The sequence below is a fragment of the Janibacter sp. RAF52 genome (assembly GCF_052114035.1).
GTDB lineage: Bacteria > Actinomycetota > Actinomycetes > Actinomycetales > Dermatophilaceae > Janibacter > Janibacter hoylei.
Map to the genome: position 1 here is coordinate 51792 of NZ_JBFRDY010000012.1, position 18907 is coordinate 70698.

Below are 18907 nucleotides of genomic sequence, written 5' to 3' on the forward strand. Positions count from 1 at the left end.
CGACGAAGGACTTCGGCAGCGCGCCGCCCCTGCTGGCCGGAAGCGGGTGCGACTTTCCAGAAATACTTGGATGTCCTAGCATCTGAGGTGACCCGCACTTCGACGACGAGGTAGGACATGCCCACGCCCGAGCTGCACACCCCGACCCACCCGGTCCGGTTCGTCACCGCCTCCGCCCTCTTCGACGGCCACGACGCCTCGATCAACATCATGCGGCGGATCATGCAGAGCCAGGGCGCCGAGGTGATCCACCTCGGGCACAACCGCTCCGTCCAGGAGGTCGTCGACGCGGCGATCGACGAGGACGTCCAGGGCGTCGCCGTCTCGTCCTACCAGGGCGGGCACGTCGAGTACTTCGAGTACCTCACCCAGCTGCTGCGCGAGCAGGGCGCCGGCCACGTCAAGGTCTTCGGCGGCGGCGGCGGCGTCATCGTCCCGGAGGAGATCGCGCGCCTGCGCGAGGCCGGTGTGACGATCTTTTCCCCCGAGGACGGCCAGCGACTGGGCCTGCCCGGCATGATCAACACGCTCATCGCCGACTGCGACACCGACGTGTGGGAGGGCGGCCCGGTCGCCCTCGAGCCGGTGCTCGCCGGCGAGCGCGCCGCCCTGGCGCGCGCCATCTCCGGCGCCGAGCTCGGTCACCTCGACGAGGCCTTCCTCACCGGCGTGCGCGAAGCCGCCGAGCGCTCCCACGCCCCCGTCCTCGGCCTGACCGGCACCGGCGGCTCGGGCAAGTCCTCGCTCACCGACGAGCTCGTGCGCCGCTTCCGCGTCGACCAGCAGGACAAGCTGCGCATCGCGGTCATCGCCGTCGACCCCACCCGCCGGAAGGGGGGCGGCGCCCTGCTCGGCGACCGCATCCGGATGAACTCCCTCGGCGAGAGCACCTCCGGCTCCTCCCCCGTCTTCTTCCGGTCCCTGGCGACCCGCGGTGACCGCGAGGTCCCCGAGGCCCTCTCGACGGTCATCGACCTGACCAAGGCCGCCGGCTTCGACCTCGTCATCGTCGAGACGCCCGGCATCGGGCAGGGCGACGCCGCCATCGTCCCCTTCGTCGACGTGCCGATGTACGTGATGACGCCTGAGTTCGGCGCCGCCAGCCAGCTGGAAAAGATCGACATGCTCGACTTCGCGGAGGTCGTCGCGATCAACAAGTTCGAGCGTCGCGGCGCCGCCGACGCACTGCGCGACGTCGGCCGCCAGCTCGTCCGCAACCGTGAGGCCTTCGGCCAGCGCCCCGAGGACATGCCGGTCTTCGGCACCTCGGCGGCGACCTTCAACGACGACGGTGTCACCGGGCTCTACCAGCACCTGCGCGACCTGCTCGCCGACAAGGGACTGCCCGTCGACGAGAGACAGCTCGCCCCGGTCGACACCAAGCACTCGACCCGCTTCGGCCAGGTCGTCCCCGCGACGCGGGTGCGCTACCTCGCCGAGATCACCGAGACGGTCCGCGGCTACCACGAGCGCACCCGGGCGCTGGCCGCCAGCGCCCGCCGGGTGCAGCGCCTGGCCGCCGTCGACGACGAGCTGACCGCCGCGGGCAAGGACGGCCACGGCGTCGACGAGCTGCTCGACGCCGCGCGCCAGGAGCTGCCCACCGAGGTCGCCGAGCAGATCGAGCGCTGGCCCTCGGTCGTCGAGTCCTACTCCGGCGACGAGCAGGTCGTGACGATCCGCGGCAAGGAGCTGCACACCAAGCTGACCAAGGAGTCGCTGTCGGGCAACAAGATCCCGCGCGTCGCCCTGCCCAAGCACACCGACCACGGTGACCTCGTCACCTTCTGGCGGTCGGAAAACCTGCCCGGCTTCTTCCCGTACACCGCCGGCGTCTTCCCCTTCAAGCGGGACAACGAGGACCCGGCCCGCATGTTCGCCGGGGAGGGCGACCCCTTCCGCACCAACCGCCGCTTCAAGCTGCTCTCCCAGGGGCAGCCGGCCACCCGCCTGTCGACGGCCTTCGACTCGGTGACGCTCTACGGTCGCGACCCCGGCGAGCGCCCCGACATCTACGGCAAGGTCGGCACCTCCGGCGTGTCCGTCGCGACGCTCGACGACATGAAGGAGCTCTACTCCGGCTTCGACCTCGTCTCCCCCACGACGAGCGTGTCGATGACGATCAACGGGCCCGCTCCGACCGTGCTCGCCTTCTTCCTCAACACCGCCATCGACCAGCAGCTCGACGCCTTCCGCGAGCGGGAGGGGCGCGAGCCCTCCGTCACCGAGGCGGAGGAGCTGCGGGCGCACGCCCTGCACAACGTCCGCGGCACCGTCCAGGCCGACATCCTCAAGGAGGACCAGGGACAAAACACCTGCCTCTTCTCCACCGAGTTCAGCCTGCGGATGATGGCCGACATCCAGGAGTGGTTCATCGAGCAGGGGGTGCGCAACTTCTACTCGGTGAGCATCTCCGGCTACCACATCGCCGAGGCCGGGGCGAACCCCATCAGCCAGCTCGCCTTCACCCTGGCCAATGGCTTCACCTACGTCGAGGCCTATCTCGCGCGCGGCATGGACATCAACGACTTCGCGCCCAACCTGTCCTTCTTCTTCTCCTCCGGCATGGACCCGGAGTACTCCGTGCTCGGTCGCGTCGCCCGCCGCATCTGGGCCGTCGCCATGAAGGAGAAGTACGGCGCCAACGACCGCAGCCAGAAGCTGAAGTACCACATCCAGACGAGCGGCCGGTCGCTGCACGCGCAGGAGATGGACTTCAACGACATCCGCACGACGCTGCAGGCGCTCAACGCCCTCTACGACAACGCCAACAGCCTGCACACCAATGCCTACGACGAGGCCGTGACGACCCCGTCGACAGAGTCGGTGCGCCGGGCCCTGGCGATCCAGCTGATCATCAGCCGCGAGTGGGGCCTGTCGATGAACGAGAACCCGCTCCAGGGCTCCTTCGTCATCGACGAGCTCACCGACCTCGTCGAGGAGGCCGTGCTCACCGAGTTCGACCGGATCAACGACCGCGGCGGGGTCCTCGGCGCGATGGAGACCGGCTACCAGCGCGGCCGGATCCAGGACGAGTCGCTGATCTACGAGCACCGCAAGCACGACGGGTCCCTGCCGATCGTCGGCGTCAACACCTTCCTGCGGGAGGACGGCGCGAAGGGAGAGCCCGACGAGATCGAGCTGGCCCGCGCCACCGAGGACGAGAAGGTCTCCCAGCTGGAGCGCGTGCGTGCCTACCAGGAGACCCACCGCGAGTGCGCCGAGGCCGCCATCGCCCGGCTCAAGGAGGCGGCGACGACCGATGCCAACGTCTTCGAGGTGCTCATGGACGCCGCCCGCGTGTGCAGCCTTCAGCAGGTGACCGACGCCTTCTTCGAGGTCGGCGGCCAGTACCGCCGCAATGTCTGAGTCGTGACCACCGGGTGGGCGCATTTCCCTAGGGAGATGCGCCCACCCGGCGTCATCTCCCTAGGGAGATGCGCACGTCGGTACCCTGCGAGCGTGACCTCCGAGCGCTGGCCCGCGTACGTCTACGGCGAAGGGGAGGAGCCGGACTACCGGTTCAGCCTCGCCAACGAGCGCACCCTGCTCGCGTGGCTGCGGACCACCCTCGCGCTGCTCGCAGCGGGGGTCGCCGTCGACGTCGTCGACATCGGGGTCCCCGACCCGATGACGCGCGCCCTCGCCGCCATGCTCCTCACCCTCGGGGCGCTGTGCCCGCTCCTGGCCTTCGCCCGGTGGGCCATGGCCGAGCGGGCGATGCGACGGGGCGAGCCACTCCCTTCGCTCGGGGTGTCGGCCGCGATCGCCACCGGCCTGGTCCTCGTTGCGGCAGCGGCCCTGGCCGTGGTCGTCGGGACCTCGAGGTGAGCGAGCTCGCCGCCGCCGCACCCCGAGGGGCACAACCGGAGCGCACCGCCCTGTCGTGGCAGCGGACCTCGCTCGCGACCGCGACCGGGGCGGCGATCATCGCCCGCCACACCGGGGGCGAGCTCGGCCCGGCTGCCCTGCTCATCATGTTCGCCACGCTCGCGCTGGCGGGGGCGGCCTTCGCCCTCGGCCGGACCCGCTACGCGGCAACCCCCGCGGAGCCCTCCCGGCGGCGCGATGGGCGGGCTCCCTTCGTCCTGGCCGTCGCGATCACGGGCATGGGCCTGACCGAGCTGCTCGCCCTGGCGGTGCGCTGATGTCCCGCGACGACCTCGACGCCGCCGTCGAGCTGCCCCGCCCTCCGGCGCGGGTCGTCTCGCTCGTCCCCAGCCTCACCGAGGCGATCGCGACGAGCTGCCCGCAGCTGCTCGTCGGGGCCACCGACTGGTGCACCCACCCGGCCGACCTCGACGTGGCCCGGGTGCGCGGGACGAAGAACCCCGACCTCGCGGCGATCGCCGATCTCGCCCCCGACCTCGTCGTGGCCAACAAGGAAGAAAACCGCGAGCTCGACGTGCGCCGCCTGCGCCAGCGCGGCACCGCCGTCTGGGTCACCGACATCGAGGACGTGCCGTCGGCGCTGACCTCGATGCGCCGGCTGTGGGTCGAGGGCCTGCAGCGGCCGGTCCCTGACTGGCTCGAGCGGGCCGAGCAGCTCTGGGGCACACCGGCGCCGGCGACGCGCAGCACTGTGGTCGTGCCCATCTGGCGCGACCCGTGGATGGCCGTCGGCCCGCGCACCTACACGACCGACCTGCTGGCCCGGCTCGGCTGGACCAATGCCCTCGCCGGCCCCGACGCCGACCCGAGCGACCGATACCCGCACGTCGACCTCGCCGACCTCGACCACCCCGGCACCGACCTCGTCCTCCTACCCGACGAGCCCTATGTCTTCACCGCCGATGACGGACCCGAGGCCTTCACCCGCGTGCCGACCCGGCTCGTCAGCGGTCGCCTGCTCACCTGGTACGGCCCGGCGATGGTCGAGGCCCACGAGGTCCTCGCGCCATGACGAAGGGGGCCGGTCACCTCGCGGTGACCGGCCCCCCTTCGAGGCTCCTGCGTCGCACCTCAGGACGACGCCTTCGTGCCGGGGTGGCGTCAGGGCTTCTTCTTGGCCACCGCGGCCTGGGCGTCGATGATGCCCTCGCCGTAGAAGCCGTTGAAGCGCTCGCTCCCCACGCACTCGGCGTCGTAGTCCGAGGGCAGACCCGGGTAGGTCTGCGTCCGCGGCTCGGGGCAGGCCTTGTCACGGGCCGACCGCAGCAGGACCGACCGCGTGGTGTCGGCGTCGAGACCGAAGCCCGAACGCCCTTGCTTCGTGCCGTACCGGCTGACGATCAGGGCCGAGACACCGGCCGCGTGCGGCGACGCCATCGAGGTGCCCTGGTAGTACTCGTAGTAGCCGCAGACCTGCTTGCCCTTGACCTTGCCGCAGTCCTTGAAGACCGAGCCCTCGGCCTCGGGCACGACGTTGCCGTCCTCGTCGACCGAGCCCTCGGACTTGACGACGTTTTCCGGGACCGACGAGAGGATGAGGTTGGCCGGGCTGCGGTAGTCGGGGGTGCCGTGGTACTCGCGCGAGTCACCGCCGGGGGCGCTCACCTCGATCTCGTCCGACTGCAGGTCCTTGGTGTAGTTGGAGAAGTACGACTTGCGCTCGGTCGGGCCCACGGAGGAGACCCCGATCACCTCGGGCCCCTCGACCGGCAGGTCACGGCACCGGGCGTTGTCGATGGTGCGCTCGTGCTCGTTGCCCTCGGGGAAGTTGGGGCTGCTCGAGTCGGTGCCGGGGTTCGACAGGTCCGTCGAGGCGTTGCCGAGAGCACCCACGAGGGTGACGTCCTTGCTGTGCGCGTAGCGCAGCGCACGGGACATCGACTCGATGGTCATGTCCTGCTCAGCCGCCTCCTCCGGGCTGTCCTCGGGGGCGCCGCCCTGGCAGTAGTACGCCCACGGGTCGACGTAGAAGCTCATGTTGACCACGTCGAGGCCGGCGTCGGCCGAGTAGGTCAGGGCGTTGACCGTCGGGCCGACGAAGAAGTAGCCCGAGTCCTGGCCGGCGCGCACGTTGACGATCGAGACGTCCGGAGCGACGCCGGAGACGCCGATGCCGTTCTTGGACGCCGCGATGGTGCCCGCGACGTGCGTACCGTGGCCGCCGTTGTCGACGTCCGCCGGGTCGACACAGGACTCGACCTCGCAGGGCCCGTCGATCGCCGGGATGTCGTAGGTGAAGTTGCGCGAGAGCTTGCGGTCGAAGTTGGGGGCGATGTCCGGGTGGCTCGCGTCGACACCGGTGTCGATGACGCCGACCTTGACCCGCTTGTCGCCCGACTCGACCTGGTGCGCGGCAGCCGTGTTGATCATGTCCAGGCCCCACAGCTTGTCGTCGAGCGGGTCGTCTCCCTTCGCGCCCTTGCCCTTGCCCTTGCCCTTGCCCTTGCCCTTGCCCTTGCCCACAGAGGCTGCCTTGGCCTGGCTCGCCGCCGGCGTCGGGGGACGCTCGATGCGCTTGTTCTTGTCGAGCTTGCCCTGGGACCACCGCTGTGGGGAGCGGCCGACGACGCCCTCCTCCGCGGCGCCGTAGACGCCGTCCATCGTGCGCGTCTTCGCGGCGAAGCCGGTGTCGGTGGAGGTGACCGTCACCATCCCGATCTTGTCGTTGACGGAGACGATCTTGGCCCCCTTCGCCTTGAGGCGGTCGGCGAGATCGGACGCGCTGCCTCCGCGGTCGGCCAGGACGACGTAGCTCGTCTCCGGCCCGGTGGTCGAGGTCGTCGACGCGCTCGTCCCTGCGTCGGCGGTCGGTGCTGCGGTGGCGGACGCAGTGGCGGTGAGCCCGGTTGCCCCGAGCGCGAACGCTCCGAGGACCGCGGCCATGCGCTGGTGTCGCATGAGTTTCCTCCCGGTGGATGTCGGCGGCGGTCAGCCGCCCTCCGTCAACCTATGACCGGGCTCACGTGGGCTGTTCGAACACAACGTCAGGACATCGTCAGGTTTGCCAACGTCGCCGCGTGGCGCGCAGCGCGTGGGCGAGGAGGCCGTCGAAGAGCCCCGCGACCTCCCGCGCACCGGGGTTGCGCAGGTCGTGGATCGGCACGAAGGCCCCCTGGGCGCGCTGCACCGACGTGCGCTCGGGGATCCGCTGGGTGAGCACGAGCGGCCCGAAGAGGGAGGCGAGCTCCTCGACCCGGTACCGGTGCTCGCCGATGTTGGCCCGCAGCCGGTTGACGACGATGCCGAGCGGCTGCAGCCGGGGGTTGAGCGAGCTGCGCACCTCGTGGACCGCCTTCAGGGCACGGTCGGCCGCAGCGATCGCGAAGACCCCCGGCTCGGTGACGACGAGCGCTCGATGGGCCGCGGCGAGGCCGATCCGGGTGAGCCCGCCGAGGGAGGGCGGGCAGTCGACGACGACGAGGTCGTAGGCGCCGTCGACCTTGTCGAGCACCGTGCGAAGGGAGGTGAGCGCTCGGGTGGACAGGTCGGTGCGGTCGAGCCGGGCGAGCTCTGCGCCGCCGACGACGACGTCGACCGGGGCGGCACTCCCTTCGCTCCAGTGGCTGCGCAGGGTCGCCGCCCGCAGGTGGCGACGACGCGGGTCGTCGATGATGGTGGCGCTCGTCGACGTCACGTCACCGTCCACGTCGAGCCCGGCGGTCGAGTCGCCCTGGGGGTCGAGGTCGACGACGAGCGTGCGCAGTCCCGCCTGTCGCGCGGCGGAGACCAGACCCAGGGTCACGGAGGTCTTGCCCACGCCCCCCTTGAGGCTGCACACCGCGATGACGACCACGCACCGATGATATGCGTCGCGCCCCCTCCGTCCGATGGACGAAGGGGGCGCGAGACCGCCGGTCGGGGCGCTCCGGGGCATCCACCCCGCCACATCTCCCTAGGGAAATCCCCACCCGACGGCGCATTTCCCTAGGGAGATGCGCACGGTCGGTGTCATCTGCCTAGGGAGATGCGATTACTTGAGCTCCTTGCTCGAGTAGTCGAGGATCCGGCGGGCGACGACGAGCAGCTGGATCTGCTGCGTGCCCTCGAAGATGTCGAGGATCTTGGAGTCGCGGGCCCACTTCTCGAGCAGGTGGGTCTCGGCGTAGCCGGTGGCGCCGGCGAGCTCGACGCAGGCGAGCGAGACGTTGACACAGGTGCGCCCGGCCTTCGCCTTGGCCATCGAGGCCTCCATCGAGTTGGGCTTGCCGTTGTCGGCCATCCACGCCGCCCGCAGGGTGAGCAGGTAGGCGCTCTGGTAGTCGGCCTCCATCTCGATGAGCTTGGCGGCGGCCGCGGACTGCACGTTGGCCGGCCGGTCCCAGTCGACCTCGATGCCGGCCTCCTTGAGCAGCTCCGTGGTCTTGTCGAGCGACGCACGGGTCAGGCCGAGGGCCATCGACGCGACGAGCGGACGCGTGTTGTCGAAGGTCTGCATGGCCCCTCCGAAGCCACCCTCGATCTTGATCTCCGGGTCGCCCAGGAGGTCCTCGGCGGGCACGCGGCAGTTGTCGAGGACGAAGGCCGCGGTGTCCGACGCGCGGATACCGAGCTTGTGCTCCAGGCGCACCAGCTGCAGTCCGGGGTTGTCACGACGGACGACGAAGGACTTGATGGCCGTCTTGCCGAGGCTGCGGTCGAGGGTCGCCCAGACGACGACGAGCTCGGCACGCTCGCCCGAGGTGACGAAGATCTTTTCGCCGTTGAGGACGTACTCGTCCCCGTCCTTGACCGCCGTCGTGCGGATGGCGCCGGAGTCGGAGCCGACGTCGGGCTCGGTGATGGCCATGGCGGCCCACTTGCCGGCGTAGCGCGCCTTCTGCTCGTCGTTGGCGACGGCGGCGATCGCCGCATTGCCAAGGCCCTGGCGCGGGATCGACAGGGTCAGGCCGACGTCACCACGGCAGGTCTCGAGGATCGAGAGCACCGAGGAGAGGTTGGAGCCGTTCTTGTTCTCCTTCGCGCCCTTCTTCGAGCTGCGGCCGGAGCCGACGGCCGCGACGTCACCCTCCTCCGCGCCGTCGTCCTTGGCGCGGGTCGAGGAGGACGCGCCCGCGCCCTGGCCGGCACCACTGTCGGACATGCCGTCGATGACGGCGGAGACGAGGTCCAGCTCGGCGGGGTACTCGTGCTCGGCGACGTCGTACTTGCGCGAGATGGGCCAGAAGACCTCCTCGGCCATGCCACGCGCCTGGGAGATGAGGGGTCGGAACTTCTTCGGAACCTCGAGGTCGATCATGATCGTGTCCTTCGTGTCAGGTCTGTGTGAGGGAAGGGGGCCGCGCTCAGACGAGCAGCGTGCCCTCGAGGACTCCGGCGCCCCGCAGGTCGCGGTACCAGCGCTCGTTGTCGAACTCCTTGACGAAGCCGTGGCCGCCGAGCAGCTGCACACCGCTCGAGCCGATCCAGGTCGCGTGCCGGCTCACGAGGCTGCGGGCCTGGGCGATCTCGGCGGAGGCGTCCTCACCACGGTCGAGGCGGGCGGCGGCCTTCCACACGACGAGCCGCAGACCGGCGAGCTCGATGGCGATGTCGGAGACGGTGAAGGCGACGGCCTGGCGGTAGCCGATCGGCTCGCCGAAGGCCTTGCGCTCCTTGACGTACTCGCTCACGTGGTCGAGCACGGCCTGCGAGGTGCCGACGGCGGCAGCCGCCCAGGCGAGGCGGGCGCGACGCACGGCGTCGGCGTGGTCCTCGGCGGTGCCGAGCAGGTCGCCCTTGGCCACGCGGACGCCCTCGAGGTGCAGGCGGGCGGTCTTGGCCGCGCGCAGACCCATGGCCGGGTCGTCCTCGACCTTGAGCCCCTCGGTGCCGGGCTCGACGATGACGAGCCGGGCCACGCCGTCGACGGCCGCCGACACGACGAAGAGGTCGGCGCTCTCGGCGCCGGGGACGATCGCCTTGACACCGTCGAGCACGATCTCGTCGCCCTCGACCTTGCCCGTGGTCCGCAGAGCGAAGGGGTCGAAGAGCGGCTGCGGCTCGTGCAGCGCCAGGGCGGCGACGGGAGGCTTCTCCCCGGTGAACTCCGGGAGGTAGGTGGCCTGCTGGTCGGCGTCGCCGTAGGCGGCGATCGCGGTGGCCACGGCGGCGGGGGCCATGATCGAGGTCGCGATGCCCAGGTCACCACGGGCGAGCTCCTCGAGGACGATGGCGGCCGTCACCGCGGAGCGCTCCTCGGCGATGCCCTCGAGCTCGGCTGGCACGCCGACGAGGTGCAGACCCATGTCGGCGGCCGCGCTGCGGACCTCGTCGGGCACGGCGCGCTCGGCGTCGGCGGTGGCGGCCGCGGGGCGGATGACCTCGTCGGCGAGCTCGCGCGCGACGCCCTGGATCATCTGCTGGTCCTCGGAGGGCGTGAGGTCGAAGAGCTGCTTCGGCTTGGCCGTCGCGGCGCGGGTCGGGTCGCCCGAGCCCTTCTTCTTGGCGAAGGCGCGACCGGCTGCGGTCTGCACCTTGAAGCCGGTCACGGCCCCCTTGTAGAGGTACCGCTCGACCTTGGAGCGCACCTCCTTGTCCTTCAGGCCGGGCAGCCCGCCCGCCTTGGCGATGAGCCGCAGGCCAAGTCGCTGGCCCTTGTCGGCCAAGGACATCGATTCGCTGGAAGCCATGTGGGACTACCCCTTCGCGACGTTGCTGAATGGAACGGAAAGTGTTCGATACCGACAGTACCTGCTACACCGCGTATCGGTAAACCGGTGAGTCACTTCGGAGCCCGGTGACCTGCCGCACAGCCGGCCCGGCGGCCGCCGAGCGGCCCCGCCGTCCGGCGCGTGCGTCAGATCACGCCTGCCCCGGACCTGCCGCCATGTCATCCCCCGCAACGGGGCGGTAACCTGCCCGCAACCGGGAGAACCTGCGAGGGACCGCCCGCACACCCAGCACGTGAGAGGGAAACACAGCATGGTCGACGTCGACGCCGCACTTGACGCGTCAGGTCTCACCAACGAGGCCGTCCGCGAGTACGTGAAGCACTGGGCCGAGATCACCCAGCCCGACCGGATTGAGGTGGTGGGCGCTCAGGACGACGACCGTCTCATCGCAGAGGCCCTCGAGGCCGGCGAGCTGCAGCCCGCGGGCGAGGGCCGCTACTACTCGCGCTCGTACTCCAAGGACACCGCGCGCTCCGAGGAGCGCACGATCGTCGCGACGAACGACGAGAAGGACAAGGGTGTCTACAACAACTGGCGTCCCGCTGCGGAGATGAAGGAGAAGCTGACCGAGCTCATGCGCGGTCAGTCCCAGGGCAAGACGATGTACGTCCTGCCCTACCTGATGTCGCCCAAGGGCAACGAGCTGGCCCAGTGGGCCACCGGCGTCGAGCTCACCGACTCGCGCCCCGTCGTGCTGCACATGATCCGCATGTCCCGGGTCGGCGTCGAGCACGTCAACGACCTGCCGGTCCAGGACGACTTCGTCCGCGCCGTCCACGTCACGGGTGACCTCGAGAACCTCGGCCAGGGCACGCCGGACGACAAGCGCTACTTCGTCACCGTCGCCGACGAGCGGATGATCCTGCACTTCGGCTCGTCCTACGGCGGCAACGCGCTGCTCGGCAAGATCGCCCACGGCCTGCGCCAGGGCGCCTACGACGGCTGGGCCACGAAGAAGTTCCTCGCCGAGCAGTACATGCTCATCGGCATCACCGACAAGGAGACCGGCAGGCGGTACCACATCACCGGTGGCTTCCCGAGTGCCTCGGGCAAGACCAACCTCGCGATGATGCTGCCGCCGGACGCCCTCGGCGACCGCTACCAGGTCGACTTCTACGGCGACGACATCGCGTGGCTGTGGGTCGACGAGTCCACCGGCAAGCTCATGGGCATGAACCCGGAGTACGGCGTCTTCGGCGTCGCCAAGGACACCAACGAGACGACCAACCCGACCGCGCTGCACTCCGTGGACCCGGGCACCAAGGTCATCTTCACCAACATCGCCTACAACCCGAAGACCGAAGAGGTCTGGTGGGAGGGCCGCACGCCCGAGCCGCCGGCCGACGTCGACGGCTGGCTCGACTGGAAGGGCGAGGCGATCGCCGACCGCGAGCCGGGCGACACCTCCCCGTGGGCGCACCCCAACAGCCGCTTCACGACCACCCTGGCCAACGTCCCCAACGCGGCCGAGGACTTCGACGAGGCTGCGGGTGTCGAGATCGACGCGATCATCTTCGGTGGTCGCACCCGTGACCGCGAGCCGCTGATCCGCGCGATCACCGACCTGCCAGAGGGCGTCTACGACGGCCTGACGCTGGGCGCCGAGGCCACCGCCGCGGCCGAGGGCGTCGAGGGCCAGCTGCGCTACGACCCGATGTCCAACCGGCCCTTCATGGCCTACGGCGAGGGTGACTACGCGCGCCACTACCTCGACATCATCGGGGCCGCCAAGGACAAGCCGCTCTTCGCGCACGTCAACTGGTTCCAGAAGGACCCGGAGGACGGTCACTACCTGTGGCCCGGCTACCGCGAGAACCTCCGTCCGCTGCTGTGGCTCATGCAGCTCAAGGCGGGCGAGGTCACCGGTCGCCAGACCCCGGTCGGCATCATCCCGACGCAGGAGGAGCTCGAGCTCACCGGCCTCGACCTGCCCCAGGAGGACCTGGACCGCATCCTCGACATCGACGTCCCGCGCTGGCAGCAGGAGATGAGCTTCCGCGAGGCGCACCTCAAGGCCTTCGACCGTCTGCCCGAGGAGATCTGGGAGGCCCACCGCCGCGTGGCCGCCGACCTCGACGCGCAGGCCTGATCGAGCAGAGCACGACGAAGGGCGTCATCCCGCTGGGGTGGCGCCCTTCGTCGACCGCAATCAGGCACGCACCAGAAACTAACGGCGCCATGGACCCTCGGCCTAGCCCCCTCGTAGACTAGGACCCCAGTTCCGGACGCAAGGCTCACCCCAATGGACAGGGCTGGTCCGGCAAACCGCGGAGAATGTCAAAACGCAGGACGATGGAGATCAGTCTTGGAAGAACAGCTCAGCGACTCAGGCAGAAGCAGCACGCCGCTCTCGGTGCTGCAATTCGCTGGAATGGCAGCCCTGCTGGACGAATGCATCATCCGCGATAGCTACAAGGTGCCAGACGTCTTGGTCGACCCCATTCGCCTCACTGAAGCAGGAGACCAACTCCTCGGCGAGTTCACCCAAAGAAACCGCAAGTTCCGGCCAAACGAAGCCAAACTTGCCGTGGCGCTCAAGATTGGCTTCGGCGGCGACCTGTTCATTCATCCTGAAACAGACACCGACTCCCTTCGCGACGGAATTGGCAAAGAGGTGATGGCGGACCGGATCAAGTTTCCGTACGCGTATGGCAGAGACCTTCACGATGCTTGGTGGGAGTCTTTTGAGGGGAAAACAACCCTCACCGCCCACGAGTCTCAAAAGCTCCTAAAAGACCAGCCCAAGGGCGTAGTCCAATATTCCGATACAGTCGTCGGCCCATTCGGGTGTTTTAAGTCGCGCCAACCTCGTGGAAAGACCACGAAACAACGCGCATTCCCGGCGTACAGATGCCCCGACGAACGTTGCCTCAGCGTCCACTGGGCCACGCTCTCGACGGCCGACAATTCGCAAATATCCCGAGCACGGACCGAATTGCATCGAATTCTCAACGCGAAGAGCACGAGCCACTCCCTTTCACCCTTAAATTTTCGTGAAGACATGGCGGCGCATCTGGGCGCATTCGACCTCGAGTCCGCCCCTGGACTAATAGACTTGGTGGCTGATGTGCTCTTGGACGGCGAACTCCGGTCATTGGCGGCCGACTGCGTCCGGTTGCACCTGAGCGATCGGGCCGGGAGGACCGAACTCCAGCGCACTTTCTCGACCGTGTTCGGTGACCCGGAGACCGCGGTGGGGAGCATGCACCGAGCGCAACTCATCTCGATTATCCTGTACTTCACTGATCGCGAGATCGCGAGATCGCTCGATCGACTTGTGGACTCGAACGAAATACCCATCTTGATGAACGAGATTAGAGAGCCTCGAATCGCGCGCTCCCCGGGCCGATCCTCTGCTAGGCCGCAACTGTCCCGAAATGGCTTTCGCATTTCGAAACCGACTCAATCAGCTGCCAGATTGGCGAATCTGTTCAGGATCGTCGCTGAGTCCACCAATGTCGACACTCGAGACCTTGCATTCACGCTTGGATTGCCCGAGGCCACCACCACGCGGGAACTGGAAGCCTATGTTTACGCCAATGCGAGCGACGAACGAATCATCGAACGCGCATTGTTGGGAAGTCGCACCACAGCTGAGGCCTCAGCGCGTCATCTCGGACTTGACCAGTACGCCACCGACCGCACGATACTCGAAGAACGGATCTCTTGGCGCCTAGGCTTCAACGCTGAAGACTCGCACAATCAACTCCATGGCCTAGCGAAAGAGGCCCTGGCCACACTAGCCTCCACCACGCAAGATGGCTCTAGTGAAAACTCCATGAGAGCGTCTATAGCGAACTGCTTCGTAGCAATCGAAGAAGTCCTTCTCTCCAGTTTGAAGTTTTCCGCTTGGGCGCTACTTGATGATCACTACGTGAGCGATTACCCGTTTCGCCTCCACCCTGACCACAACCGCTATTTCGACCTCGACGAGGCGTTGGACCTATCCGGGACGAGAGGGGAGGAGCGGATCTGGCAAAGGATGGACAAGCCTTCGCTGGCAGAACTCGGATCAGCCTACGGTCGCCTAGCCGGACAACTGCGCACCAGCACCCGAGAGGACCATCGGCGACCCCCAGGGCAACTTCCCAATTCCACAACTCGCGCAGGAAGGCCGTTCTTCTTCCCGAACTCGATCCCGTTCACGAACCTCGATGAGTCAAACCGGAACGATCTCCTTAGTGCCTTAATGCAAACCGCGAGAACTGCATGCGATCAAGGTGTCACCGGTGTGCGAAATGCTGGCTTGCACGGCAACACTACATTTCCAACGGTGGAAGATGTCGCCAGTGCGGCCACGAGTCTCGAAAGCATGCTGAACTGCCTATTCAGGACTGGATTGAGCCCTCGGGTCTTCATTCGCACCGGTTCCACCACGGACGCTCTAGAGCGGAAGGTCCTCTTTTTTAGGAATGGCGGCGAGGAAGTTCAGGTGCCAGCCGATTCTTGGGCGGCATCCGCCAAGCTCCCGAGCAACCAGCAGCGGCTAGTCATCCTTCCTGGGGGAAAATTGGGTGATGCAGGCCCCCTGAGGTTCTCACTTCTGCCACAAAGAGGCGATGAAAAGTATTGGTCAGGCTGGCCAAAGAAGATCGAGGGCGAGTCTTTCTCCCAGCACGCTGAGCCCATGGACGCTGATGTGGGCATAGCGGGCTGATACTCACTCCTGCGGCACGAAGGGAGCGTTCCGCCAGCTGCAACAGCATTATGACCGCTAGGCACCACGTCAGCTCAGAGAGACGCTAGAAGTCGCCCGTCGGGCAGCAGGCCTCGAACCGAGCTCGCCGGCAGCGACGAGACGGTCGCGGCGGCCGTGCCAGGGCTTGTCCCACGACATCTGCTCGGGGACGAGGGCCTCGCCGCAGTGGCTGCACGTCTCGCCCCGCGTCGTCTCCCGGCCGCAGTCCTCGTGGATCAGCGCCATGTGACCACCACCGGAGGGCGTGGGCGTGTGCCGCTCTCCCCAGATGGCCAGTTGCTGGAGGACGGGCAGCAGCTCGGCTGCGGCCTCGGTGGCCGCATAGCCCTGCCGGGTCCGGCCGCCGTCGTCGTAGTCCACACGCTCGAGCAGCCCGGCCTCGACCATCGCGCGCAGCCTGCGGCTGAGGACGGCCTCCGAGATGCCGAGGTTGTCGCGCAGGGTGTCGAATCGACCCCGGCCGTGCAGGACGTCACGGATGATGAGCAGGACCCACCCGTCACCGAGGACGTCGAGCGAACGACGGATCGGGCACAGCTCGTCGGACCAGTCGGAGCGAAACGGCATGGGCGGACCTCTCACGGGTGGACTGCTGCCGGCAGCCTAACTTCCCTGACGAAAGTCGTGAAGGTCGGTCAACGAGTCAAGCCCTGCCGCGTTACCGCTGGCAGGGCCTGTTCCGTCTGTCTCAACACAGAGCGCGCCCGTAGGGATTCGAACCCCAAACCTTCTGATCCGTAGTCAGATGCTCTATCCGTTGAGCTACGGGCGCTCGCCGCCGGTGTCCGGCGACAAGTGAAGAGAGTACCTGCTCCCGGCCGCGCGGCGAAATCGACGGACGTCAGGAGGTCTGGGCGCTCTGCTGGCCGCTCGGCTGGTCGTTCGGCAGGGTGCCCTGCTGGCCCATCTGGCCGGGAGCCTGCTGCTGACCCCGCTGACCGGGGACCTGCTGCTGGTTCTGCCCGCCCTGCTGTCCGTGCTGTCCCTGCTGCTGGCCGCCGGGGAAGCCCTGACCACCGCCGGGGCCACCCCCTTCGCGCCCCGTGCTGCCCTGCTCGACGGTCGCGGCCGCGGCGACGGCACCGGCCGAGCTCAGGCCGATCGCGAGGGCCGCAGCGACGGCGGTCTTGCGGCCCCGCCAACGCGGCGGGTTGATGGCCGGCGCGGTCTTGGGCAGCGGCGCGGTCGCCTCGGGGTCGGGCTGGGTCGGGTACTGCTGGGTCATCGGTGCTCCTGGGTCGTGGGAGGTGCTCATGGCTCCACGCTCGGACCGCTCCCTGTGGTGGCGCTGTGGCCGAGCCGTCACCCACCTACGCACCACGAGGACCGTCCGCCGATCCTTCACAGGTGACACACAGCCGACGCATGGGTTCGAAGGGGGGCGAGGGGAGTTGACTGTCCTCATGGCCCAGCGCACCACGCTCCCCCCACTGACCCGAGCGGACGGCTCGCCCGTCCGCGTGCTCGTCGTCGACGACGAGCCCAACCTCACCGAGCTCGTCGCCATGGCGCTGCGCTACGAGGGGTGGGACGTGCGGACGGCCGCGACCGGCACCGAGGCCGTCCGCACGGCGCGGGAGTTCTCCCCCGACGCGGTGGTGCTCGACATGATGCTCCCCGACATCGACGGGCTCGAGATCCTGCGCCGGATGCGTGCGGACGAGCCCGAGGTCCCGGTGCTCTTCCTCACCGCCCGCGACGCGGTCGAGGACCGGGTCGCGGGCCTCACAGCCGGCGGCGACGACTACGTCACCAAGCCCTTCAGCCTCGAGGAGGTCGTCGCCCGGGTGCGGGCGCTGCTGCGACGCACCGCCGTCGTCGCGACAGAGTCCTCCTCGCTCCTCGTCGTCGGCGACCTCACCCTCGACGAGGACAGCCACGAGGTCATCCGCGGGGGCGACGAGATCTCGCTGACCTCCACGGAGTTCGAGCTGCTGCGCTACCTCATGCGCAACCCCAAGCGGGTGCTGTCCAAGGTGCAGATCCTCGATCGGGTGTGGAACTACGACTTCGGCGGGCAGGCCAACGTCGTCGAGCTCTACGTCTCCTACCTCCGCAAGAAGATCGACGCCGGGCGCGACCCGATGATCCACACGATGCGCGGCGCCGGCTACGTCCTCAAGCCGGCGAAGTGACCTCCCTCCGCCGTCCGTCGACCTGGACGCTGCGGGCCAAGCTCGTCGCGTCGGTCGTCCTGCTCTTCCTCGCCGTCACCGTCGTCATGGCAACCCTGACGAGCCTCGCCGCGCGGCAGTACCTCACCCAGCAGGTCGACGACGACCTGATGAGCGCCTCCGAGCGGTTCGTCGGCGCGATCGACGGGACCCAGCCGCCCGGGCCCGGCTCCGGGCTGCGCGGCGGGCCTCCCGCCGGCAGCGGCAACGCCGTGCTCCACCTCGTGCTGCGCGACGGCGAGGTCGCCGTCGACGAGCGCGGCAACGACCTCAACTACGCGGTCAACACCGCGGGCCGCAACGACACCCTCGACGAGGCGCAGGTCGCCGAGCTCAACGCCGCCGGCCTGAGCAGCCGTCCGCGGACCGTCGACCTCGGCGACGACATCGGCACCTACCGGCTCGTCTCCGTGCGCACGGCCGACGGGTGGACCGCGATCACCGGGGTCCCCGTCGACCCCATCGGTCGCACCGTCGGCGCCATCGTCCTCATCGTCGCCGGCTCGAGCCTCGTCGGGCTGGTCGGCGTCTGGGCCGGCGGGACCTACCTCGTGCGGCGCAACCTCCAACCCCTCGAGCGCGTCGCCGGCACCGCCCGCCGCGTCTCCGAGCTGGAGCTCGGGTCGGGCGAGGTGACGCTCGTCGAGCGGGTGCCGGACGTCGACCCGGGCACCGAGGTCGGCCAGGTCGGGCTGGCGCTCAACGGCCTGCTCGACAACGTCGACGGTGCGCTCCGCGCCCGGCAGCAGTCCGAGATGCGGGTGCGCCAGTTCGTCGCCGACGCCAGCCACGAGCTGCGCACCCCCCTCGCCTCCATCCGCGGCTACGCCGAGCTGAGCCGCCGCGAGACCGCACCGGTCCCGCCCGGTGTCACGCACGCGCTCTCCCGCGTGGAGTCCGAGGCCCTGCGGATGCAGGGGCTCGTCGAGGACCTCCTGCTCCTCGCGCGTCTCGACACCGGCCGCCCCCTCGAGCGCGAGGCCGTCGACCTCACGGTGCTCGCCATCGACGTCACCGGTGACGCCCGCGCCGTCTCCCCCGACCATCGGTGGGTCCTCGATCTGCCGCCCGAGCCGGTCGAGGTCATCGGCGACCGGGCCCGCCTCCACCAGGTCTTCGCCAACCTCCTGGCCAATGCACGCACCCACACGCCGGCCGGGACGACGGTGCGGGTCTCCCTCCGCCTCGACGAAGGGGGACGACGTGCCGTCATCGAGGTGGCCGACGACGGCCCCGGCATCCCCGAGGCATTGCTGCCCGACGTCTTCGAGAGGTTCACCCGCGGGGACGGATCGCGACAGCGTGCCTCCGGCAGCACCGGCCTCGGGCTGTCGATCGTCTCCGCCGTGGCCGGCGCCCACGGCGGAGAGGTCCACGTGCGGTCGCAGCCGGGGCACACCGTCTTCACGGTGACGCTGCCCGTCAGCTGATCTCACACGACGGCCAACGGCGGGCCACAGCCTCCCCACAGGGCCCGGCCGGAGCGTTGCGGT

The 18907-nt window shown here is 68.9% G+C and carries 14 protein-coding genes and 1 tRNA gene; 8 read left to right on the forward strand and 7 right to left on the reverse strand.

Translation table 11 applies throughout. The features are described from left to right. The first annotated feature begins 117 nt into the window (after positions 1-117). The 4 genes from icmF to AB4Y78_RS14080 all read left to right on the forward strand — a co-directional run bounded on the left by icmF (position 118) and on the right by AB4Y78_RS14080 (position 4903). Entirely contained in the window at positions 118-3369 is a 3252-nt protein-coding gene (gene icmF, locus AB4Y78_RS14065) for a fused isobutyryl-CoA mutase/GTPase IcmF (protein WP_441737235.1), read from the forward strand. 93 nt (positions 3370-3462) lie between these two features. Next, positions 3463-3831, forward strand: a complete 369-nt coding sequence (locus tag AB4Y78_RS14070; protein ID WP_441715429.1) for a YidH family protein — start codon at positions 3463-3465, stop codon at positions 3829-3831. Beyond that, positions 3828-4148: a DUF202 domain-containing protein gene (locus AB4Y78_RS14075; RefSeq protein WP_441715430.1), complete on the forward strand. Its 321-nt coding sequence runs from the start codon at positions 3828-3830 to the stop codon at positions 4146-4148. Before AB4Y78_RS14070 ends, AB4Y78_RS14075 begins: the two co-directional genes overlap by 4 nt. Further along, positions 4148-4903, forward strand: a complete 756-nt coding sequence (locus tag AB4Y78_RS14080; protein ID WP_441737238.1) for a helical backbone metal receptor — start codon at positions 4148-4150, stop codon at positions 4901-4903. Before AB4Y78_RS14075 ends, AB4Y78_RS14080 begins: the two co-directional genes overlap by 1 nt. A gap of 89 nt (positions 4904-4992) precedes the next feature. On the opposite strand, the gene AB4Y78_RS14085 is transcribed toward AB4Y78_RS14080, so the two are convergent. The 4 genes from AB4Y78_RS14085 to AB4Y78_RS14100 all read right to left on the reverse strand — a co-directional run bounded on the left by AB4Y78_RS14085 (position 4993) and on the right by AB4Y78_RS14100 (position 10499). Next, on the reverse strand, positions 4993-6789 hold the full coding sequence (locus AB4Y78_RS14085) for a S8 family serine peptidase (protein WP_441715433.1): 1797 nt from the start codon (positions 6787-6789) through the stop codon (positions 4993-4995). Positions 6790-6886: 97 nt separating this feature from the next. Next, positions 6887-7684 carry a ParA family protein gene (locus tag AB4Y78_RS14090; protein WP_128277198.1) on the reverse strand — a complete coding sequence of 266 codons (798 nt, stop codon included), beginning with the start codon at positions 7682-7684 and terminating at the stop codon, positions 6887-6889. Between the two features lie 177 nt (positions 7685-7861). Next, positions 7862-9127, reverse strand: a complete 1266-nt coding sequence (locus tag AB4Y78_RS14095) for an acyl-CoA dehydrogenase family protein (RefSeq protein ID WP_306513942.1) — start codon at positions 9125-9127, stop codon at positions 7862-7864. Between the two features lie 46 nt (positions 9128-9173). Beyond that, positions 9174-10499, reverse strand: a complete 1326-nt coding sequence (locus AB4Y78_RS14100) for an acyl-CoA dehydrogenase family protein (protein ID WP_441715436.1) — start codon at positions 10497-10499, stop codon at positions 9174-9176. 292 nt (positions 10500-10791) lie between these two features. On the opposite strand from AB4Y78_RS14100, the gene AB4Y78_RS14105 reads away from it, so the two are divergent. Then, positions 10792-12630, forward strand: coding sequence for a phosphoenolpyruvate carboxykinase (GTP) (locus tag AB4Y78_RS14105; RefSeq protein ID WP_265230072.1), 1839 nt, complete (start codon positions 10792-10794; stop codon positions 12628-12630). 216 nt (positions 12631-12846) lie between these two features. Then, positions 12847-15198, forward strand: coding sequence for a hypothetical protein (locus AB4Y78_RS14110; RefSeq protein WP_441715438.1), 2352 nt, complete (start codon positions 12847-12849; stop codon positions 15196-15198). Between the two features lie 69 nt (positions 15199-15267). Here the strand turns inward: AB4Y78_RS14110 and AB4Y78_RS14115 are convergent, their stop codons facing one another. The 3 genes from AB4Y78_RS14115 to AB4Y78_RS14125 form a co-directional block, all read right to left on the reverse strand. Beyond that, positions 15268-15807: a winged helix-turn-helix transcriptional regulator gene (locus tag AB4Y78_RS14115; RefSeq protein WP_441715440.1), complete on the reverse strand. Its 540-nt coding sequence runs from the start codon at positions 15805-15807 to the stop codon at positions 15268-15270. A gap of 132 nt (positions 15808-15939) precedes the next feature. Continuing rightward, positions 15940-16012: transfer RNA gene (locus AB4Y78_RS14120), tRNA-Arg, on the reverse strand. 69 nt (positions 16013-16081) lie between these two features. Continuing rightward, positions 16082-16495: a hypothetical protein gene (locus AB4Y78_RS14125; protein WP_441715441.1), complete on the reverse strand. Its 414-nt coding sequence runs from the start codon at positions 16493-16495 to the stop codon at positions 16082-16084. Positions 16496-16643: 148 nt separating this feature from the next. Between AB4Y78_RS14125 and AB4Y78_RS14130 the strand changes: the two genes are divergently transcribed. Together AB4Y78_RS14130 and AB4Y78_RS14135 are read left to right on the forward strand one after the other, a co-directional pair. After that, positions 16644-17375: a response regulator transcription factor gene (locus tag AB4Y78_RS14130; protein WP_387357081.1), complete on the forward strand. Its 732-nt coding sequence runs from the start codon at positions 16644-16646 to the stop codon at positions 17373-17375. Continuing rightward, positions 17372-18844 (forward strand): sensor histidine kinase, encoded by a 1473-nt coding sequence (locus tag AB4Y78_RS14135; RefSeq protein WP_441715443.1) that lies wholly within the window; start codon positions 17372-17374, stop codon positions 18842-18844. Before AB4Y78_RS14130 ends, AB4Y78_RS14135 begins: the two co-directional genes overlap by 4 nt. The last annotated feature ends 63 nt before the right edge of the window (positions 18845-18907 follow it).

What these genes read in the sequence shown, in the direction of transcription:
- icmF (WP_441737235.1), top strand. Translation starts at nt 118, where the DNA reads ATGCCCACGCCCGAGCTGCACACCCCGACCCACCCGGTCCGGTTCGTC.
- AB4Y78_RS14080 (WP_441737238.1), top strand. Translation starts at nt 4,148, where the DNA reads ATGTCCCGCGACGACCTCGACGCCGCCGTCGAGCTGCCCCGCCCTCCG.
- AB4Y78_RS14085 (WP_441715433.1), bottom strand. Translation starts at nt 6,789, where the DNA reads ATGCGACACCAGCGCATGGCCGCGGTCCTCGGAGCGTTCGCGCTCGGG.
- AB4Y78_RS14095 (WP_306513942.1), bottom strand. Translation starts at nt 9,127, where the DNA reads ATGATCGACCTCGAGGTTCCGAAGAAGTTCCGACCCCTCATCTCCCAG.
- AB4Y78_RS14100 (WP_441715436.1), bottom strand. Translation starts at nt 10,499, where the DNA reads ATGGCTTCCAGCGAATCGATGTCCTTGGCCGACAAGGGCCAGCGACTT.
- AB4Y78_RS14105 (WP_265230072.1), top strand. Translation starts at nt 10,792, where the DNA reads ATGGTCGACGTCGACGCCGCACTTGACGCGTCAGGTCTCACCAACGAG.
- AB4Y78_RS14115 (WP_441715440.1), bottom strand. Translation starts at nt 15,807, where the DNA reads ATGCCGTTTCGCTCCGACTGGTCCGACGAGCTGTGCCCGATCCGTCGT.
- AB4Y78_RS14125 (WP_441715441.1), bottom strand. Translation starts at nt 16,495, where the DNA reads ATGAGCACCTCCCACGACCCAGGAGCACCGATGACCCAGCAGTACCCG.
- AB4Y78_RS14130 (WP_387357081.1), top strand. Translation starts at nt 16,644, where the DNA reads ATGGCCCAGCGCACCACGCTCCCCCCACTGACCCGAGCGGACGGCTCG.